12 protein-coding genes are annotated in these 18,365 nt (G+C 71.3%); 7 read left to right on the top strand and 5 right to left on the bottom strand.

Translation table 11 applies throughout. The annotated features are described in order from the left end of the window. Positions 1 to 93 precede the first annotated feature (93 nt). Complete coding sequence (locus tag FPV26_RS08110; protein ID WP_147653379.1) at positions 94 to 3,192, top strand: TonB-dependent receptor domain-containing protein; 3,099 nt, start codon at positions 94 to 96, stop codon at positions 3,190 to 3,192. Positions 3,193 to 3,292: 100 nt separating this feature from the next. Here FPV26_RS08110 and FPV26_RS08105 read toward each other — a convergent pair whose 3' ends face one another. Next, on the bottom strand, positions 3,293 to 4,285 hold the full coding sequence (locus tag FPV26_RS08105; RefSeq protein WP_147653378.1) for an aspartyl/asparaginyl beta-hydroxylase domain-containing protein: 993 nt from the start codon (positions 4,283 to 4,285) through the stop codon (positions 3,293 to 3,295). 176 nt (positions 4,286 to 4,461) lie between these two features. On the opposite strand from FPV26_RS08105, the gene FPV26_RS08100 reads away from it, so the two are divergent. From FPV26_RS08100 to FPV26_RS08090, 3 genes are all read left to right on the top strand, one after another. Then, on the top strand, positions 4,462 to 4,962 hold the full coding sequence (locus FPV26_RS08100) for a PAS domain-containing protein (protein WP_147653377.1): 501 nt from the start codon (positions 4,462 to 4,464) through the stop codon (positions 4,960 to 4,962). Positions 4,963 to 5,134: 172 nt separating this feature from the next. Continuing rightward, entirely contained in the window at positions 5,135 to 5,995 is an 861-nt protein-coding gene (locus FPV26_RS08095) for an alpha/beta hydrolase (RefSeq protein WP_147653376.1), read from the top strand. Continuing rightward, the gene (locus tag FPV26_RS08090; RefSeq protein WP_147653375.1) at positions 5,995 to 6,426 is read left to right on the top strand and encodes a DUF2784 domain-containing protein; all 432 of its coding nucleotides are present in this window, start codon (positions 5,995 to 5,997) and stop codon (positions 6,424 to 6,426) included. The genes FPV26_RS08095 and FPV26_RS08090 overlap by 1 nt, the downstream gene beginning before the upstream one ends. A gap of 258 nt (positions 6,427 to 6,684) precedes the next feature. On the opposite strand, the gene aceE is transcribed toward FPV26_RS08090, so the two are convergent. Then, positions 6,685 to 9,372 (bottom strand): pyruvate dehydrogenase (acetyl-transferring), homodimeric type, encoded by a 2,688-nt coding sequence (gene aceE, locus FPV26_RS08085; protein WP_147653374.1) that lies wholly within the window; start codon positions 9,370 to 9,372, stop codon positions 6,685 to 6,687. A gap of 146 nt (positions 9,373 to 9,518) precedes the next feature. Between aceE and FPV26_RS08080 the strand changes: the two genes are divergently transcribed. Beyond that, positions 9,519 to 11,639: a TonB-dependent receptor family protein gene (locus tag FPV26_RS08080; RefSeq protein ID WP_147653373.1), complete on the top strand. Its 2,121-nt coding sequence runs from the start codon at positions 9,519 to 9,521 to the stop codon at positions 11,637 to 11,639. 12 nt (positions 11,640 to 11,651) lie between these two features. On the opposite strand, the gene FPV26_RS08075 is transcribed toward FPV26_RS08080, so the two are convergent. The 3 genes from FPV26_RS08075 to rsgA form a co-directional block, all read right to left on the bottom strand. Then, entirely contained in the window at positions 11,652 to 13,943 is a 2,292-nt protein-coding gene (locus tag FPV26_RS08075; RefSeq protein ID WP_147653372.1) for an NADP-dependent malic enzyme, read from the bottom strand. A gap of 66 nt (positions 13,944 to 14,009) precedes the next feature. Further along, on the bottom strand, positions 14,010 to 15,296 hold the full coding sequence (locus tag FPV26_RS08070; RefSeq protein WP_147653371.1) for a peptidase MATCAP family protein: 1,287 nt from the start codon (positions 15,294 to 15,296) through the stop codon (positions 14,010 to 14,012). Continuing rightward, positions 15,283 to 16,404 carry a ribosome small subunit-dependent GTPase A gene (gene rsgA / locus FPV26_RS08065; protein ID WP_147653370.1) on the bottom strand — a complete coding sequence of 374 codons (1,122 nt, stop codon included), beginning with the start codon at positions 16,402 to 16,404 and terminating at the stop codon, positions 15,283 to 15,285. The genes FPV26_RS08070 and rsgA overlap by 14 nt, the downstream gene beginning before the upstream one ends. A 93-nt stretch (positions 16,405 to 16,497) precedes the next feature. On the opposite strand from rsgA, the gene FPV26_RS08060 reads away from it, so the two are divergent. Next, the gene (locus FPV26_RS08060) at positions 16,498 to 17,742 is read left to right on the top strand and encodes an aminotransferase class I/II-fold pyridoxal phosphate-dependent enzyme (RefSeq protein ID WP_147653369.1); all 1,245 of its coding nucleotides are present in this window, start codon (positions 16,498 to 16,500) and stop codon (positions 17,740 to 17,742) included. A 3-nt stretch (positions 17,743 to 17,745) separates the two neighbouring features. Further along, positions 17,746 to 18,363 (top strand): SGNH/GDSL hydrolase family protein, encoded by a 618-nt coding sequence (locus tag FPV26_RS08055; RefSeq protein ID WP_147653368.1) that lies wholly within the window; start codon positions 17,746 to 17,748, stop codon positions 18,361 to 18,363. Positions 18,364 to 18,365: the final 2 nt, after the last annotated feature.

The raw sequence follows: 18,365 nt of genomic DNA, 5'->3' as shown, positions 1-18,365 counted from the left end.
TTAGGATCGGCGGACCTTGCCGGTTTTGGCCTTTGCGTTCACGCCGCCACCGGAGAGGTTCCCATGGGACCAAGACATGACTTGGAGAGAGAGATGACTTTCAGAACCACCAAGCTGCGTGAGGCGATCTCCTTCGCACTCGCCGCCAGCGCCATGACGGTGGCCGGCACGGGCGTCGCGTTCGCCCAGCAGGCCGACCAGCAGCAGGAGGGTGAGCAGGAGGAAGCGGTCACCCTCGACCGCATCGAGGTGACCGGCTCGCGCATCCGTCAGGTCGACGTCGAAACCGCACAGCCGGTCTTGATGATCACCCGCGCCGACATCGAGAAGCAGGGCTTCCAGTCGGTGGGCGACATCCTGCAGAACATTTCCGCCACCGGCACGCCGCCGATCAGCCGCCAGGCGCCGCTGTCGGCCGGTGAGGCCTCGGGCGGCACCTACATCAGCCTGCGCAACCTCGGCGCCGCGCGCACCCTGATCCTGGTCAACGGCAAGCGCCTGGGCATCACCACCAGCGGCCTGGCCGACATCTCCACCCTCCCGGCCTCGGCCGTGGAGCGCATCGAGGTGCTGAAGGACGGCGCCTCCTCGATCTACGGCTCCGACGCCATCGCCGGCGTGATCAACATCATCACCCGCTCCAACTACGACGGCGCCCAGGCCAGCGCCTACTTCGGCCAGTACGGCGAGGGCGACGGCGACATCACCAAGGGCGAGTTCGTGATGGGCTTCACCGGCGACCGCGGCTCGATCACCGCCGCCGCCGAGTGGGCCGAGGAAGACGAGGTGTGGGCGAAGGATCGGCCGTACAGCGCCTTCCCGCGGTCGCACCTGCACCCGACCGACAACTGGACTGCCGTCGGGCAGTTCGGTGGCTTCCAGCCGCGCTGGAACCAGCGCGCCCTGTTCCCGCAGGCGGCGTTCCCGGCACCGACCGCCACCAACCCCAACCCGGCCGGTTCCCGTCTGGTGCTGCGGCCGGGCGGCAACCCGCGCAACCCGGCCGACTACATCCGTCAGGACCTGGCCACCGGTTCCTGCGCGTCGAACTCGATCGCCAACCCCGGCCCCGGCACCTGCACCCCAGGTTCGACCCTGCACAAGTCGAACCCCAACGAGCAGATGACCCTGCGCGCCCCGCTGGAGCGCCAGTCGCTGTACGTGGACGGCACGTACGACCTCACCGACAACGTCCGCTTCCGCACCAACCTGCTGTACAGCCACCGGATCAGCCGCCGCGACATCGCCGGCTATCCGATGCAGGCGGCCCCCTTCAGCACGCCGATGTCGGCCAACAGCTATTTCAACCCGACCGGCGCGGATATTGATACGTGGTGGCGCCGGACCTGGGAGCAGCCGCGCATCAGCGACAGCGACCTGACCACGTACCGCTTCACCGGTGCGTTCGAGGGCAGCTTCGAGATGTTCGGCCGCACCTTCGACTGGGATGCCTCCTACCTGCACAATGCCAACCGGCTGGTGCAGTCGGCGTTCGGCAACCTCAACCTGGCCAACGTGCGCGCCGCCGTGGGCCCCTCGTTCCTCAACGCCCAGGGCCAGGTCCAGTGCGGTACGCCGTCGGCGCCGATCCCGCTGTCCACCTGCGTGCCGTGGAACCCGTTCCTGCCGTTCGGCGTCACCGGCCCCGGCGCGCTGACCGGCAATGATGCCCTGCACCGGTTCCTGTTCCAGGAAGAGCACTCCACCGGCGAGACCACCACCACGGTGATGTCCGCCAACCTGACCGGTGGCCTGTTCGACCTGCCCGCGGGCGAGCTCTCGTTCGCGATCGGCTACGAGCATCGCAAGGAGAAGGGCGAGTTCGTGCCCGACGCGCTTGCGGTGACCGGCGGCTCCACCAACCTCTCGGCCGGCCCGACCCGTGGCGGCTACAAGGTGGACGAGGTCTATGCCGAGCTCCAGATCCCGATCCTGGCGGACGTGGCCTTCGCCAAGGAACTGACCCTCAACGTCGCCAGCCGCTTCTCGGATTACGACACCTTCGGCGAGACCACCAACAACAAGTTCGCGCTGAAGTGGAAGCCGTTCGACTCGCTGCTGCTGCGCGCCACCTACGCCGACGGCTTCCGCGCGCCGACCATCGCCGACCTGTTCGGCGGCGGCTCGCAGACGTTCTCGTTCTATTCCGACCCGTGTGACACCGTGCTCGGCCAGGCGGCCACCAACCCCACCGTGCGCAACAACTGCATCAACGGTGTCGGTGGCAACGGCGCCCTCGGCGCGCTGGGCAACACCTACCGCCAGCTCGGCCAGGGCTTCACCCCGGTCGGCACCCAGCCGTCGCAGACCCCGATCGCCTTCACCAGCGGTTCCAACCCGCTGCTGCAGCCGGAGATCTCGAAGTCGCAGACCATCGGCGCGGTCTGGAGCCCGGAGTTCCTCGAGGGCTTCAGCATGTCGGTGGACTGGTGGAAGATCCGCATCGCCGAGACCATCGTCGCCGACAGCCCGTCCGCGATCCTGAACGACTGCTACGTCCAGGCCATCGCCAGCCGCTGCTCGCCAGCGCTGTTCACGCGTGACCCCGTGCTGGGCATCCCGACGGTCACCTTCGGCGGCCGCAACGCCGGCTTCCGCAAGGTGGAAGGCTTCGACGTGGACTTCTCGTACCGTCTGAGCACCGAGAACTGGGGCGACTTCCGCTTCTCGTCCAACAGCACCTACACGGCGAAGGACTACTTCGTCTCCACCAACGACCCGCGCTACGCGCTGTCGTCGGTCGGCACCTCCGGCAACTCGCACCGGATCCGCTCGACCTTCAACGCGACCTGGGAGATGGGTTCGTTCGGCGTCACCTGGATCGCCCGCTACTACTCGCGGATGAAGGAGAGCTGCACCTACTTCACCCCGACCGGTGCCGGCGCCCCGCACGTGACCGTGCCGCACCTGGAGTGCGAGGAGATCCGGTTCGCTCCCAACGGCGCGTTCCTGCCTGACGGCCGCACCCCGGCCAGCAGCCTGTCGCGTCGCAACCTGGTGGGTTCGCACACGTTCAACGACATCCAGCTCCGCTGGAACGCGCCGTGGAACGCCACCATCGCGCTGGGTGCCAACAACGTGTTCGACAAGCAGCCGGCGGTCATGTACTCGCAGCCGAACTCGAACTTCTCCTTCAACGGCGAATACGACATCGGTCGCTTCGTGTACATGCGCTACACGCAGAAGTTCTGATCGCATCGTTCCCGATACGACCCTTTATACGGCCCCGCAAGGGGCCGTATTTTTTGTGGCATGCCTGCAACGGTGCGACTGGCGCAGTCAGGACGCGCGGTCAGGCGTGATAACTGTCCACCGCCTCGAACAGTGCGGTGATCGCGCGCCGCTCCTGCTCGCTCAGCTCCGGGCGCCAGATGTCGAAGATGAGCACGATCCGGTCGCTGCTGCCGTGGTTCCAGGCCTCGTGCTCGACGGTGTCGTCGAAGACCAGCAGCTCCCCTTCCTTCCACTGCCTGGTTTCGCCGCCGACACGGAACCCGCAGCCCGGAGGGACGATCAACGGCAGGTGGCAGATCAGGCGGGTGTTGAGCACGCCCGTGTGCGGCGGGATATGCGCTCCGGGGCTCAGGCGCGAGAACATGATCACCGGCGCCCGCACCGTGATCCGCGGCTGGTCGAGCGCGGAGACGATCCGGAAGGTTTCCGGGCAGCGCGCCACGTGATCGGCGATCGGCTGCCCGTTCTCCCACAGGTAGAGCGTGCTCCAGTCGGGGTTGTCCACGAGGCTGTGCACGTCGCGGCGCGGACGGTTGGGGTCACTGACCATGTACGGGGTGAAACGATCCTCCCCGCTGGCCAGCAAGCCCTCGAGCTCGGCGCGAATGCGCGGCACCGCGGCCTCGAGTTCGGCAACCCAGGGGAACTCGTCGCGTTCGTAGTAACGCCGCTGCGGCAATCCCGGGTAGTAGTAGCCGCCGGGCCGCTGCAGTTGCAGCCGTGCCTGGCGCCGGCCGGTCAGGATCTCGAGCGATTCCTGGAACCGCGGCGGGCGCGCGTCCGGGGGAAACCCGCGCCGGGTCAGGTCCGCCTCCAGATGGCGCTCGAAGACCTGTGCCGATTCCTGCAAGGCCTGCTGGGCACGGACGATGTAGGGCTCGAGCGCGATCGGCAGGCGGTCCTGCTTCGCAGCGGCCCGCAGCGCGGCGTTGTAGAAGGCAACGGCCGTGCGATCGTCGCCGGCCTGCTTGCGGCAATCGCCCTTCAGCACCAGGGCACGGACATCGAACGGCTCTCGTTCGAGCACCCTGTCGATCGTTGCCTCATCCATCGGGGAGGATCTTCCTGTGGGTCGGCCGCAGGGATGACGGCGGGGAATCGACCAATTGTAGGGATCCCGCCGCCCGGACGGCGCGCGCCGCAGGGCGGCCGCAGCGACGCGCCCCCTGCCCCGCAGGCGGCGATCCGGTTTACAGTGCTCCCCAGTCCGTCCCCCGGCACACCGCCATGCCCACGCCCGCGATCCCCGAGATCATCCGTACCGTGTTCGGCGACCCCGCGGACCCCATGACTGCGGTCGAGCTGCGCGCGCGCACGCTGTTCCCGACCACGCCGCTGATCGTCTGGGAGGCCGACGCCGACCCCCTCGCCTTCACCTACGTCGGCGGCGATGCCGAATACCTGCTGGGCTACCCCGTCTCCGCCTGGTACATGACGCCCTCGTTCTGGGCCGACACCGTGGTCTGCCCGGAGGATCGCGAGGACGTGATCGAGTACTGCGCCCTCACCACCCGCCGCGGCCAGGACCACCGCTTCGAATACCGCGCCCGCCGCCGCGACGGCGGCATCGTGTGGCTGACCGACTACGTGACCGTGCTGCACGACGCGCAGGGCCGCCCGGTCAAGCTGCGCGGCCTGATGTTCGACGTCACCGCCGCCAAGCGCCTGGAAGGGCGTTACGAGGACGCGCCCACGGTGCGCATCCCGGCGCTGGCCGAGCTGCGCTGAGCCGCGCGTCCGGCGATTCACGCCGGCCTGCGCATCCCTGCGTACCCTTGCGCATCACAGAGAGCGGTGGGCGGGATGCGAACCCCGCCAGGCTTGACACGCCGCTCTTGCGCCGGCGATGTGGACGCAGCACGTCAGCCGGCCCCGGTTTCCTCCGCCGCACGGGGACGCGATGTTCCGCAACGCGCCGTTTCTGCCAGGCATCCTGCTGGGCACCCTGCTCGCCGCCTACGCGGTGTACCTGACGATGCTGTTCCTGCAGCAGCGCGCGGCGATGTTCCCCGGCGCGCACATGGCCTGGGACGGCGTCGGCCGCACGCTGCCGCCGCAGGCCGAGGCGGTGGCGATCCCGGCCTCGTTCGGCCGCGTGCAGGGCGTGCTGCTGCGCGCGCAGGGCACGCCGGCGCGCGCCCCGGCCGCACTGTACTTCCACGGCAACGCCGAGTTCGTGGACCAGAACCTGGACCTGCTCGCGCCACTGGCCGCGCTCGGCCTGCACGTGCTGCTGGTCGAATACCCGGGCTACGCCGGCACCGACGGCCGTCCCTCGCGCGCCAGCCTCGACGAGGCCGCGTTGCGCGCCCACGACTGGCTGACCGCGCGCGCCGACGTGGATCCCGCACGCATCGTCGCGATCGGCCGCTCGGTCGGCGCCGGGCCGGCGGTGGCGCTGGGCACGCGCCGCCCGCTGCGCGCGCTGGTGCTGCTGGCGCCGTTCGCGTCGCTGGACGAGTTCGCGCACCGGATGGGGGCACCGGCGTTCCTGATCCGCGACCGCTACGACAACCGCGCCGCGCTGCGCGCGTTCGACGGCCCGGTGCTGCTGTTCCACGGCCGGCACGACGACATCATCCCGTTCCACCACAGCCAGCGCCTGGCCCGGTCCGCGCGCGGGGCGACCCTGGTCCCGCTCGCCTGCGGCCACAACGACTGCCCGCTCTTCGACGCCGCGTTCATGGCCCGGCTGCGGTGCTTCCTCGCCGACGCCGGAGTGCTGGCCGACGTCGCCTCGCCCCGACCGCTCGTCCCGTGATGCATCTGCCGCCCGCCACCGCCGCCCTGCTCGCCGACGCCCTGCTGGTGCTGCACGTGGGCGTGGTCGCGTTCGTCGTGTTCGGCACCCTGCTGATCGTGCTCGGTGCCTGGCGCCGCTGGCGCTGGGTGCGCGGGTTCAGATGGCGCCTGACCCACCTGCTGCTGATGGCCTACATCGCCCTCCAGGCCTGGCTCGGCGCACTGTGCCCGCTGACGGTGTGGGAACAGGACCTGCGCCGCCACGCCGGCCAAGCCGTCTACGACGAATCCTTCATCGAATACTGGCTCGCGCGCCTGATCTTCTTCGAAGCCCCGTGGTGGGTCTTCGTCGCCGCCTACACCGCGTTCGCGCTGCTGGTGCTGGGGTTGTGGGGCGCGGTGCGGCCGGTGCGGGCAAAAGGGTCAGGTTCATTTACCGCAATTCCTTGAGACAACCGTAATACAGGTTGTAGCCGTCCACGTAGGCCAGCGTGCGCATCCTTGCCCCTTTCCCTGCTCCGAAAATGGCAACACCGGCTTGCGTCGGCGTGGCCGCCCCAAGGCCGGAGGCGAACCGAATCGCGCGGCCAAGGGGTGAGTAGTGATGGCATCGCCCTGCTGCCCGGAAGGCGTATCAACCCCGGAGCGCCGTCCTGCGACCTGAGCGGTGACCGCCCCAAGCGGGAGAGGGAGTGAGGCGCGATGCGGTCACACGGTCAGCGGATTCGGCTTCTCGGGATCCAGCTTGTACAGCTTGATCGCCCGCGCCACGTCCTTGGCCGTCATCTTGCCCTCCGCCGCCAGCGCCGCGATGGCGGCGTGGGCGATGTGGTAGCGGTCCACCTCGAAGAAGCGGCGGAGGTTGGCGCGGGTGTCGCTGCGGCCGAAGCCGTCGGTGCCGAGGACGGTGTAGGACATGGGCACGAAGGCGCGGATCTGGTCGGCGAAGGTGCGCACGTAGTCGGTGGCGGCGATCGCGGGGCCGGCGCGGCCTTCGAGCAGCTGGGTGACGTAGGGCTTGCGCGGGGCGGCCTCGGGATGCAGGCGGTTCCAGCGCTCGGCGTCGAAGCCGTCGCGGCGCAGCTCGGTGAAGCTGGGGCAGGACCAGATGTCGGCGGTGACGCCGAAGTCCTTGTCCAGCAGTTCCGCGGCGGCGATGGCCTCGCGCAGGATGGTGCCGGAGCCGAGCAGCTGCACGCGCAGCTCGCCCTTCTTCGGCTTGCCGGCGTCCCTGAGCAGGTACATGCCCTTGATGATCCCGTCCTGCGCGCCCTCCGGCATGTCGGGGTGCGCGTAGTTCTCGTTCATCAGGGTGATGTAGAAGTACTCGTCGCGCTGTTCGGCGAGCATGCGCTGCATGCCGTGCTGCAGGATCACCGCCACCTCGTAGGCGAAGGTGGGGTCGTAGGCGCGGCAGTTGGGGATGGCGCCGGCGAGCAGGTGCGAGTGGCCGTCCTCGTGCTGCAGGCCCTCGCCGTTGAGGGTGGTGCGGCCGGCGGTGGCGCCGAGCAGGAAGCCGCGCGCGCGCATGTCGGCGGCCTGCCAGGCGGAGTCGCCGATGCGCTGGAAGCCGAACATCGAGTAGTAGATGTAGAACGGCAGCATCGGCAGGTCGTTGGTGCTGTAGCTGGTGGCCGCCGCCATCCACGAGGCGAACGCGCCGGCCTCGGTGATGCCTTCCTCCAGCACCTGGCCGGCCGCGTCCTCGCGGTAGTACATCAGCTGGTCGCGGTCCACCGGCTTGTACTTCTGCCCCTGCGGCGAATAGATGCCGAGCTGGCGGAACAGGCCCTCCATGCCGAAGGTGCGGGCCTCGTCGGCCACGATCGGCACGCAGCGCGGGCCGACCTGCTTGTCGCGCAGGACGATGTTGAGCGCCTGCACGAACGCCATGGTGGTGCTGATCTCGCGCTCGCCGCTGCTCTTGAGCAGGCGCTCGAAGGCGTCGAGCTTCGGCACTTCCAGCGTCTGGCTGGCCTTGCGCCGGCGCTGCGGCAGGAAGCCGCCGAGGGCGCGGCGGCGCTCGAGCATGTATTCCACCTCGGGCGACTTCTCGCCGGGGTGGTAGAACGGCACCTGGCCGTCCTTGAGCTGCTCGTCGCTGACCGGGATCTGGAAGCGGTCGCGGAAGGCGCGGATCGCCTCGTCGTCGAGCTTCTTGGTCTGGTGGGTGGGGTTGAGCGCCTCGCCGGCCGCGCCCATGCCGTAGCCCTTGACGGTCTTGGCCAGGATCACGGTGGGCATGCCGGTGGTGTGCACCGCGGCGTGGTAGGCGGCGTACACCTTGTGCGGGTCGTGGCCGCCGCGGTTCAGGCGCCAGATGTCCTCGTCGCTGAGGTTGGCCACCAGTGCGCGCGTCTCCGGGTACTTGCCGAAGAAGTGCTCGCGCGTGTACGCGCCGCCGAAGGCCTTGCAGTTCTGGTACTCGCCGTCCACCGTCTCCATCATCAGCTGGCGCAGGCGGCCGGTGCCGTCGCGGGCGAGCAGCGGATCCCAGTAGCTGCCCCAGATCACCTTGATCACGTTCCAGCCGGCGCCGCGGAACACGCCCTCGAGTTCCTGGATGATCTTGCCGTTGCCGCGCACCGGGCCGTCCAGGCGCTGCAGGTTGCAGTTGACCACGAACACGAGGTTGTCCAGGCCCTCGCGGCCGGCGACGCTGATCGCGCCCAGCGACTCGGGCTCGTCGGTCTCGCCGTCGCCGAGGAAGCACCAGACCTTGCGGTCGGTCTTCGGCATCAGGCCGCGCGCTTCCAGGTACTTCCAGTTGCGCGCCTGGTAGATCGCGGCGATCGGGCCCAGGCCCATGCTCACGGTCGGCGTCTGCCAGTAGTCGGGCATCAGCCACGGGTGCGGATAGGAGCTGATGCCGCGGCCGTCCACCTCCATGCGGAAGTGGTCGAGCTGGTCCTCGCTGATGCGGCCTTCGAGGAACGAGCGGGCGTAGATGCCGGGCGAGGAATGACCCTGGATGTAGAGCAGGTCACCGGGGTGGCCGTCGTGCGGGGCGCGCCAGAAGTGGTTGAAGCCCACGTCGTAGAGCGTGGCCGCGGAGGCGAAGCTGGCGATGTGGCCGCCGAGTTCGCCGGGCTTGCGGTTGGCGCGCACCACCATCGCCATCGCGTTCCAGCGGATGATCGAGCGGATCCGCCATTCCATCGCCGCATCGCCCGGGCTCTTGGCCTCCAGGTGCGGCGGGATGGTGTTGACGTACTCGGTGGTGGGTGCGAACGGCAGGTGCGCGCCGGCGCGGCGGGTCACCTCCACCATGCGCTCGAGCAGGTGGTGGGCGCGCTCGGCGCCCGCGTGGTCGATGACCGCCTTGATGGATTCGATCCACTCCCGGGTCTCGACCGGATCGGGATCGTTGTGCAGCAGCTCGTTCAGCCAGTTCATGGGGGGAGGGGCTCCGCGCCGCACGGCGCGCTTGCGTTGGCGTGATTTAGAGTCCGGATTCTAGCAGCGGGGGCGGTGCGGCCCGGACGCGGGTGGTGACCGCAGTCGCGGTCCGCCCGGCACGGGCGGCGGCGACAATGGCTGGCATGGGCAGGATCGGAAGATCGCGGGACACCGCGCGCGCGGTGCTGGCGCTGGCGCTGCTGGGGGCGGGCACCGGCGCGGCGGCGCAGGAGGCGGTCACCCTGGACGAGGTGCGGGTGCTCGGCGCGCGCCGGGCGCTGGCGGACTTTCCCGGCGCGGTGAGCGTGGTGGACGGCCGGGCGCTGCGCGCCGGCCAGCGCCAGGTGAGCCTGGCCGAGGCGCTGGTGCGGGTGCCGGGGATCGGCATCCTCGACCGCGGCAACTTCGCCCAGGACCTGCAGCTGCAGAGCCGCGGCTTCGGCGCACGCGCGAGTTTCGGCATCCGCGGGCTGCGCCTGGTGGTGGACGGCATTCCCGCCAGCGCGCTCGACGGCCAGGGCCAGGCGGCGAACTTCCCACTCGGCATGCTCGACCGGATCGAGGTGCTGCGCGGGCCGCTGGCGCTGCAGTACGGCAACGCCGCGGGCGGGGCGATCGTGGCCGAGACCGCGCTCGACGGGCCCGAGGGCGTGCGCGGCGAGGCCTGGTGGGACAGCCACGCCAGCCGCCGGGTCGCACTCGGCGCGCGCGGGGCGAGCGCGGACGGCCGCTGGCGCGGCCACGCCTACGGCAGCCATTTCGTCACCGACGGCGCACGCCCGCACAGCGCGGCCGAACGCAGCCAGTTCGACGCGGTGCTGCAGTGGTCGCCGCAGGCGGGGCGCCGGCTGCGGCTGGTGGCCGGAGCGCTGCAGCAACCCGACACCGACGATCCGCTCGGCCTGGACCGCGCGCAGTGGCAGCGCACGCCGCACGGCACCGATCCGGCCGCGCTCGCGTTCGACACCCGCAAGCGCATCGCCCACGCGCAGCTCGGCCTGCGCTGGGAGGACGACTACGCGCCGGGGCGCGCCTGGTGGTTCGGCGGTTACGGCGTGCAGCGCGCGGTGGAGCAGTTCCTCGCGGTGCCGGTGAACGCGCAGCTCGCGCCGACCCACGCCGGCGGGGTGATCGCATTCACGCGGCGGACGTTCGGGTTCGAGCTCGGCCACCGCTGGCAGGGCGCGCGCGGGGCGTTCGCGCTGGGCCTGGAAGGCGGACGCCTGTCCGAGGACCGCCAGGGCTACGAGAACTTCACCGGCAGCGGCGCCGCGCGCCGCCTGGGCGTGCGCGGCCGGCTGCGCCGCGACGAGGACAACACGATCCGCAGCCACGATCTGTGGGCGAGCGGCGAGCGCCGGTTCGGCGACGGCTGGAGCGCGCTGGCGGCGGTGCGGCATGCGCGCCTGCGCTTCCGTTCCGACGACCGCTACCTCGCGCCCGGCAACGGCGACGACAGCGGCGCGGTGCGCTACCGCGAAACCGCGGCCGCGCTCGGCGTGGCGCGCGCGTTCCCCTCCGGCGAGGTGTTCGCCAGCATCGGCCGCGGCTTCGAGACGCCCACCGCCACCGAACTCGCCTACCGGCCCGAGGGCGGCGCCGGCTTCCACCGCGAACTGCGCCCGGCGCGCTTCGTCTCGGCCGAGCTCGGCGCGCGCTGGCGCCATGCCGATGGCGGCGGCAGCGCGGCGCTGTACGCGATCGAGGGCACGGACGAGATCGTGCCGGCGGACAACCGCGGCGGGCGCGCCAGCTTCGCCAACGCCGGCCGCACCCGGCGCGAAGGGGTGGAACTGGCGCTGGACGGACGGCTCGGCGCGCGCTGGTCGTATGCGCTCGCCGCGCACTGGCTGCGCGCGCGTTTCGCCACGCCGTTCGCCTACCGCGTGTCGGCCGGCGGCGTGGAGCAGGTGCGCACCGTCGCCGCCGGCAACCGCATGCCCGGCATCGCCCGCGCCGGCGGCTACGCGGAACTGGAATGGAGCCGCGCCGACGGGCGCGTGTCGGCGGCGCTGGAGGCGCGCCTGAGCGGCCGCATCGCCGCCGACGACCGCAACACCGGATTCGCGCCGGGCTACGCCGCGTTCGCGCTGCGCCTGCAGTGGCGCGGCCGCGGTGGCTGGCACGGCTTCGCCCGCGTGGACAACCTGGCCGACCGCGTGTACGCCGGCTCGGTGATCGTCAACGAGGGCAACGCGCGCTGGTACGAGCCCGCCGCCGGGCGCACCTTCACCCTCGGCCTGGGCTGGGACGGCGGGCGCTGAGGCGGCGCGGCCTCAGCCGCGCCGCGCCGCGCGGATCTGCGCGTCCACCGCCGCGATCGCGGTCATGTTGACCACCCGGCGCGGGGTGCTGGCCGGGGTCAGGATGTGCGCCGGCTGGTCCAGGCCCATCAGGATCGGGCCGATCGCCACGCCGTCGGTCATCACCCGCACCATGTTGTAGACGATGTTGGCCGCGTCCAGGTTCGGCATCACGAACAGGTTGGCGCGCCCCTTGAGCGTGGTGTTGGGGAAGATGCGGTGGCGCAGCTCCTCGTCCCAGGCGGTGTCGGCCATCATCTCGCCGTCCATCTCCAGGCGCGGCGCGCGCGCGGCCAGGATCTCGCGCGCGCGGCGCATCTTGGCCGCGCTGGGGTTGTCGTGGCTGCCGAAGTTGGAATGCGACAGCAACGCGACCTTGGGCTCGACGCCGAACAGCTTCAGGCGGTAGCTGGCCTGCAGGGTGGCCTCGGCGATCTGCTCGGCGCTGGGGTCCACCTGCACGTGGGTGTCGAGGAAGAACCACACGCCCTGCTCGTTGATCACCCCGGTCATGGCCGCGGTGCCGGTCACGCCGCGGTCGAAGTCGAACACCGAGCGCAGGTAGCCGAGCTTCTTGTGGAAGCGGCCGACCAGGCCGCAGATCATGGCGTCAGCCTCGCCGCGCTCGACCATCAGCGCCGCGATCAGGGTCGGGCGCGAGCGCATCAGGTTCTTGGCCGCGGCCGGGGTCACGCCGCGGCGTTCGGTCAGGCGGTGGTACTGCTGCCAGTAGGCGTCGAAGCGCGGGTCGGAGTTGATGTTGGTCAGCTCGAAGTCCACGCCCGCGCGCATGCGCAGGCCCAGGCGCCGGATCCGCGCCTCGATCACCTCCGGGCGGCCGATCAGGATCGGGTACGCGAGCTGCTCGTCAATGACCGTCTGCACCGCGCGCAGCACGGTCTCCTCCTCGCCTTCGGCGTAGACCACGCGCTTGAGGTCGGCGCGGGCGCGGTCGTACACCGGCTTCATCAGCAGGCCGGTGCGGTAGATGAACTGGGCCAGCTTCTCCTCGTACGCGCGCAGGTCGGCGATCGGGCGGGTGGCGATGCCGGAATCCATCGCCGCCCTGGCCACCGCCGGCGCGAGCACGGTCAGCAGGCGCGGGTCGAACGGGCGCGGGATCAGGTAGTCGGGGCCGAACTTGGGCACCTCGCCGCCGTAGGCGCCGCCGAGGTCGCTGGCCTCCATCCGCGCCAGCCGGGCGATGGCGTGCACGCAGGCCAGCTTCATCGCCTCGTTGATGCCGGTGGCGCCGACGTCGAGCGCGCCGCGGAAGATGTACGGGAAACACAGCGCGTTGTTGACCTGGTTCGGGTAGTCCGAACGGCCGGTGGCGACGATGCAGTCGGGACGCACGCGCTTGGCCTCCTCCGGCAGGATCTCCGGGGTCGGGTTGGCGAGCGCGAGGATGATCGGGCGCTCGGCCATGGTCGCCACCATCTCCGGCTTGAGCACGCCGCCGGCGGACAGGCCGAGGAAGATGTCGGCGCCCTCGACGATCTCGGCCAGGCTGCGCTTGTCGGTGTCGCGCGCGTAGCGCTGCTTGTCGGCGTCGAGGTTGGTGCGGCCGGTGTGCAGCACGCCGTCGCGGTCCACCGCGAGGATGTTCTCCGGCTTCATGCCCAGCGCCACCAGCATGTCCAGGCAGGCGATGCCGGCTGCGCCGGCGCCGGAGGTGGCGAGCTTCACCTCCCCGATCTTCTTGCCGACGATCTCCAGCGCGTTGAGCACCGCGGCGCCGACGATGATCGCGGTGCCGTGCTGGTCGTCGTGGAACACCGGGATCTTCATCCGCTCGCGCAGCTTGCGCTCGACGATGAAGCACTCCGGCGCCTTGATGTCCTCGAGGTTGATGCCGCCGAAGGTGGGCTCGAGCGCGGCGATGATGTCAACGAGCCTGTCGGGATCCTTCTCCGCGATCTCGATGTCGAACACGTCAATGCCGGCGAACTTGCGGAACAGCACGCCCTTGCCTTCCATCACCGGCTTGCCGGCGAGCGGGCCGATGTCGCCCAGGCCGAGCACCGCGGTGCCGTTGCTGATCACGGCGACGAGGTTGCCGCGCGCGGTCATCTCGCTGGCGGCGTTGGGGTCGGCGACGATCACCTCGCAGGCGTAGGCCACGCCGGGCGAGTACGCCAGCGACAAGTCGCGCTGGGTCACCATCGGCTTGGTCGGAACGACCTTGATCTTGCCCTGCGGTTCGGCGCGGTGGTAGTCGAGCGCGGCCTGCTTGAGGTCGTCTGGACGCGGAGTGTCGGACATCGTTCGTGCCAGCGGGACGGGGCAACCGATTCTAGCGGCATTCGCGGGCGCGCCCGCCGGCCGTGCTCATTCGGCCAGGCCCAGGCCCAGCACCAGGTCGTCGGCGTCCACGCGGTCGAGCCGGATCCTGTTGGCGAACAGCGAGAACGCGAGCATTCCGGCCAGGCCGTTGGCGCGCTGCATCCACGGCGGCAGGTAGTGCGGCGGCGCGATCGCGCCGGCCTCGAACAGCGGCGCCAGCGCGAACACGTCCTCCAGCGCGAGCTTGCCGGCGAACAGCTGCCGCGCCTGCAGCAGGCGGTGGTGGCGCAGGCACCAGCGGAAGAAGGTATGCACGGCGAGCAGGCCGTGCAGGTACACCGTGTCCTTGGTGAAGGCCGCCCCGCCGGTGACCGGCACGCCGCGGAAGATGCGCTGCGCCGAGGCGAAGCTGTCGGCCGGCGTCTGCCCGGCCTCCAGGAAGAAGCGGAACACCTCGACGAAATCGGCGCCGTGGATCGCCTTGTCTATCGCGACGATGCGCAGGCTGATGCGCTTCATGCGCTCGATGTCCATCGAGCCGGAGATCAGCTCGGCGAAGGTGGCCAGCCCCTCCTGGGTGGCGGTGGTGCGCGGCGAGCCGCGCGCGAGCGACTTCAGGTGCGGCTGCTCGCGGCCGTTGAGGCCGGTGAGGGTGTGGACGAAGGCCTCGTGCACCAGCAGCTGGTTGCGGTCGTAGTCGGAAAAGCCGGTGCTGGTGCGCAGGCGGATCCGGGTCGGGCTGGCGGCGGCCTTGGCGAGCAGGGTCGGGTCGAGTTCCACCGTCACCTTGTGGTCGGTGAAGAACGCGTCCACCGCCGCCTGCAGCTCGTCGCGCACGGCCTCGGCGAGCAGGATCCGGTCGGGCTCGACCTCGCGCAGCTCCTGGTCCAGCTCGTCGGCGAGATGGACGAAATGCAGCGCAGCCTCGAGGTTGGTGGGGCCGTCGCCGGGCAGCAGCTCGGCCGGGCGGCCGAACAGGCGGGTGGAATAGGCGGTGACGCGATGGCTGCCGAGCACGTCGAGCAGGCGGGTGGCGATGCGCCAGCTCTCGGCGGTCTGGGCCAGGTAGCGGCCGAGCGGATGGGCGGGGTCGGCGGCGGCGGCGACCGCGGCCAGCTCGGCGCGCACCTCGCGGAAGTCGTGGCGCGGGTACTCCACCTGCGGCAGGTGGATGCGGCCGATGCGCCAGGCGGCCAGGAACCGCTCCTGGGTCTGCGCCGGCCAGCTCACCGCCTCGAGCAGGCGGATGCCCTTCACCGCGGCGACCAGGCGCGCATCGAGCGCGGCATGGTGGGCGATGGCGGCATCGAGCCCGGCGTCAGTACCGCCCATGTTTCCCCTCCAGGCGCTTGTTCGGCGCCTTGCCGGGCACTTTCGCCCCGGCCTTCTTCGTCGTCTGCCGCACCGCAAGCTGGCCGGCGGCACCGGCCACCTCCTCGCGCAGCTTGCGGTAGTTGGCGTAACGGCCGGGATCGAGGCTGCCGGCCTGGAGCGCGGCGCGCACCGCGCAGCCCGGCTCCTGCGCGTGCGCGCAGTCGCGGAAGCGGCATTGCGCGGCCAGCGCCTCGATGTCCTCGAAGGCCTCGGCCAGGTCCTCCTCGCCGGTGGGCTTGAGTTCGCGCATGCCGGGGGTGTCGATCAGGCAGGCGCCGGAAGGCAGCGGGATCAGGGCGCGGTAGGTGGTGGTGTGGCGGCCGCGCGCGTCGCGTTCGCGGACCGCGCCGGTCTTCATCTTCTCCACCCCGAGCAGGGTGTTGGTGAGGGTGGACTTGCCGGCGCCGGAGGAGCCGACCAGGACGATGCTGCGCCCCGGCCGCAGCCAGGGGTCGAGCGCGGCGACGCTGGCACGGTCCTTGGCGTTGACCGCGAGCACCGCGACCCCCTGCGCGACGAGGTCGTCGAGCGCGGCGCGTGCGGCGGCGAGGTCGGGGCACAGGTCGGCCTTGGTCAGCACCACCACCGGCTCGACCCCGCCGCCGCGCACCAGCAGCAGGTAGCGCTCGATCCGGCGCGGGTTGAAGTCGGCGTCCAGGCCGCAGACCACGAACGCGGTGTCGATGTTGGCGGCGATCAGCTGCTGCCGGTAGTGCTCGCCGGCGGCGCCGCGCTTGATCGTGGTGCGGCGGGGCAGCAGGGCGAGGATGCGCGGCCGCGCCGGCGGCCCCTCCACCAGCACCCAGTCGCCGACCACGGCGCGGTCCTCGGGCGCGATCCGGTCCTTGCGGTAGCCGACCCGGCGCTGCCATTCCGGCGGCGACTCGGCCGCCGCGCCCTGGCCCGGCCCCTCCGCCACCACGTAACCGGACCGGTGCTGCTCGATCACCCGTGCCGGCCGCGCCGCCGGGTGCGCGGCCAGCAGGGCACGCCAGGCCGGATCGTCGGGGGCGTCCGGGAACGGCCAGCCGATCGCGCGCAGGGGCGACGTGGCGGCGGCGGTCATGCGGGGCGGACGGTGCTCATGCCCGGATTCTAGGCTCCCTCCCCCGCCGATTTCCGCTAGGCTGGCGGACTCGATCCTCCGTGCCGTGTTCCGATGTCCCTGCCCAGCCTGAAAACCCGCGCCCGCCTGTCCGAAGTCCGCTACGAGATCCGCGGCGAGCTGGCCCGGCGCGCACGCGAGCTGGAGGCGCAGGGCCGGCACCTGATCAAGCTCAACATCGGCAACCCCGGCGCGTTCGGCTTCCGCGCCCCGGAGCACCTGCAGCGCGCGATCGCCGACCACATCGCCCAGGCCGACCCCTACACCCACCAGCAGGGCCTGCCCGCCGCGCGCGAGGCGATCGCCGCGTTCCACAAGGCCCGCGGCACGCCCAACGCCAGCCCCGAGCGCGTGTTCGTCGGCAACGGCGTGAGCGAGCTGATCGACCTCAGCCTGCGCGCGCTGCTCAACCCCGGCGACGAGGTGCTGCTGCCCTCGCCCGACTATCCGCTGTGGAGCGCGGCCACGATCCTCAACGACGGCCGCCCGGTCTACTACCGCTGCCTGCCGGAACACGGCTTCCTGCCCGATCCGGACGAGATCGCCTCGCTGGTGTCCCCGCGCACCCGCGCGATCGTGCTGATCAATCCCAACAACCCCACCGGCGCGGTGTATCCGCGCGCGCTGCTCGAGCGCATCGTCGCGATCGCGGCCCGGCACGGCCTGCTGCTGATGGCCGACGAGATCTACGACGGCATCCTCTACGACGGGGCGCGGTTCGAGCCGCTGGCGCCGCTGGCCGGCGAGCTGCCGTGCCTGAGCTTCGGCGGCCTGTCCAAGGTGCACCGCGCCTGCGGCTGGCGCGTGGGCTGGGCGGTGCTCTCGGGCGATCCGCTCGCCAGCGGCGACTTCCACCACGCGATGGACCTGCTCGGCGCGCTGCGCCTGTGCGCGAACGTGCCGGGCCAGTTCGCGATCGAGCAGGCGCTGCACGGCGCCGACACCATCTCCGCGCTGACCGCGCCGGGCGGGCGCCTGTACGAGACCCGGCGCGCGCTGGTCGAGTGCTGCGCGGCCAGCGAGCACCTGTCGCTGGTGACGCCGGCCGGCGCGCTGTACGGCTTCCCGGGCGTGGTCGGCGAGGCCGCGCACGGCTTCGACGACCACGCCTTCGCGCTGGAGATGCTGGAGACCGAGGACGTGCTGATCGTGCCGGGCTCGAGCTTCAACGTGCCCTACCGCCACCACTTCCGCGTGACCCTGCTGCCGGAGGCGGAGGTGCTGCGCGAGGTGTTCGCGCGCGTCGAGCGCGTGCTCGAACGCCGCGCGCAGGCGCACCGCGCGCGCGCGGTGGCCTGAGCGATGGCGCGGACCCAGGCGCCGCTGCGCTGGCTCGCGCTCGGCGACAGCTACACCATTGGCGAAGGCGTGCCGCCCGCGGGCCGCTGGACCCATCAGCTCGCGGCGAAGCTGCGCGCCGACGGCCTGGCGATCGAGGATCCGCACACCATCGCCACCACCGGCTGGACCACCGACGAGCTCGCCGCCGCGCTCGACGCCGCCGAGCCGCTCGGCCTGTGGGATTTCGTCAGCCTGCTGATCGGGGTCAACAACCAGTACCGCGGCCGCGCGGTGGAGCAGTACGGACGCGAGTTCGCGGCCCTGCTCGAGCGCGCGATCGGCTATGCCGGCGGGCAGTCCGGCCGCGTGCTGGTGCTGTCCATCCCCGACTGGGGCGTGACCCCGTTCGCCGCCGGGCGCGACCGGCGGGCGATCGCCGCCGCGATCGACGCCTACAACGGCACCGCGCACGCGCTCTGCGAGCGGCGCGGGGTCGCGTTCGTGGACATCACCCCGGTGTCGCGCGCGTTCGGTGCCGAGCGCACCATGCTCGCCGACGACGGCCTGCACCCCTCGGCCGCGATGTATGCGGCCTGGGCGCGGCACGCGCTGCCGGTGGCGCACCGGCTGCTGGGATGACG

Origin of the sequence: Vulcaniibacterium gelatinicum (assembly GCF_008033445.1) — a bacterium.
Taxonomy (GTDB): Bacteria; Pseudomonadota; Gammaproteobacteria; order Xanthomonadales; family Xanthomonadaceae; genus Vulcaniibacterium_B; species Vulcaniibacterium_B gelatinicum.
Note: the sequence above shows the minus strand (reverse complement) of the source record. Positions and strands in the feature narration are given on the sequence as shown.

Coding starts and splice junctions, on each gene's coding strand:
- rsgA (WP_147653370.1), bottom strand. CDS start 16,404: ATGACCGCCGCCGCCACGTCGCCCCTGCGCGCGATCGGCTGGCCGTTC.
- FPV26_RS08095 (WP_147653376.1), top strand. CDS start 5,135: ATGTTCCGCAACGCGCCGTTTCTGCCAGGCATCCTGCTGGGCACCCTG.
- FPV26_RS08075 (WP_147653372.1), bottom strand. CDS start 13,943: ATGTCCGACACTCCGCGTCCAGACGACCTCAAGCAGGCCGCGCTCGAC.
- FPV26_RS08060 (WP_147653369.1), top strand. CDS start 16,498: ATGTCCCTGCCCAGCCTGAAAACCCGCGCCCGCCTGTCCGAAGTCCGC.
- FPV26_RS08080 (WP_147653373.1), top strand. CDS start 9,519: ATGGGCAGGATCGGAAGATCGCGGGACACCGCGCGCGCGGTGCTGGCG.
- FPV26_RS08070 (WP_147653371.1), bottom strand. CDS start 15,296: ATGGGCGGTACTGACGCCGGGCTCGATGCCGCCATCGCCCACCATGCC.
- aceE (WP_147653374.1), bottom strand. CDS start 9,372: ATGAACTGGCTGAACGAGCTGCTGCACAACGATCCCGATCCGGTCGAG.
- FPV26_RS08100 (WP_147653377.1), top strand. CDS start 4,462: ATGCCCACGCCCGCGATCCCCGAGATCATCCGTACCGTGTTCGGCGAC.
- FPV26_RS08090 (WP_147653375.1), top strand. CDS start 5,995: ATGCATCTGCCGCCCGCCACCGCCGCCCTGCTCGCCGACGCCCTGCTG.
- FPV26_RS08055 (WP_147653368.1), top strand. CDS start 17,746: ATGGCGCGGACCCAGGCGCCGCTGCGCTGGCTCGCGCTCGGCGACAGC.
- FPV26_RS08105 (WP_147653378.1), bottom strand. CDS start 4,285: ATGGATGAGGCAACGATCGACAGGGTGCTCGAACGAGAGCCGTTCGAT.
- FPV26_RS08110 (WP_147653379.1), top strand. CDS start 94: ATGACTTTCAGAACCACCAAGCTGCGTGAGGCGATCTCCTTCGCACTC.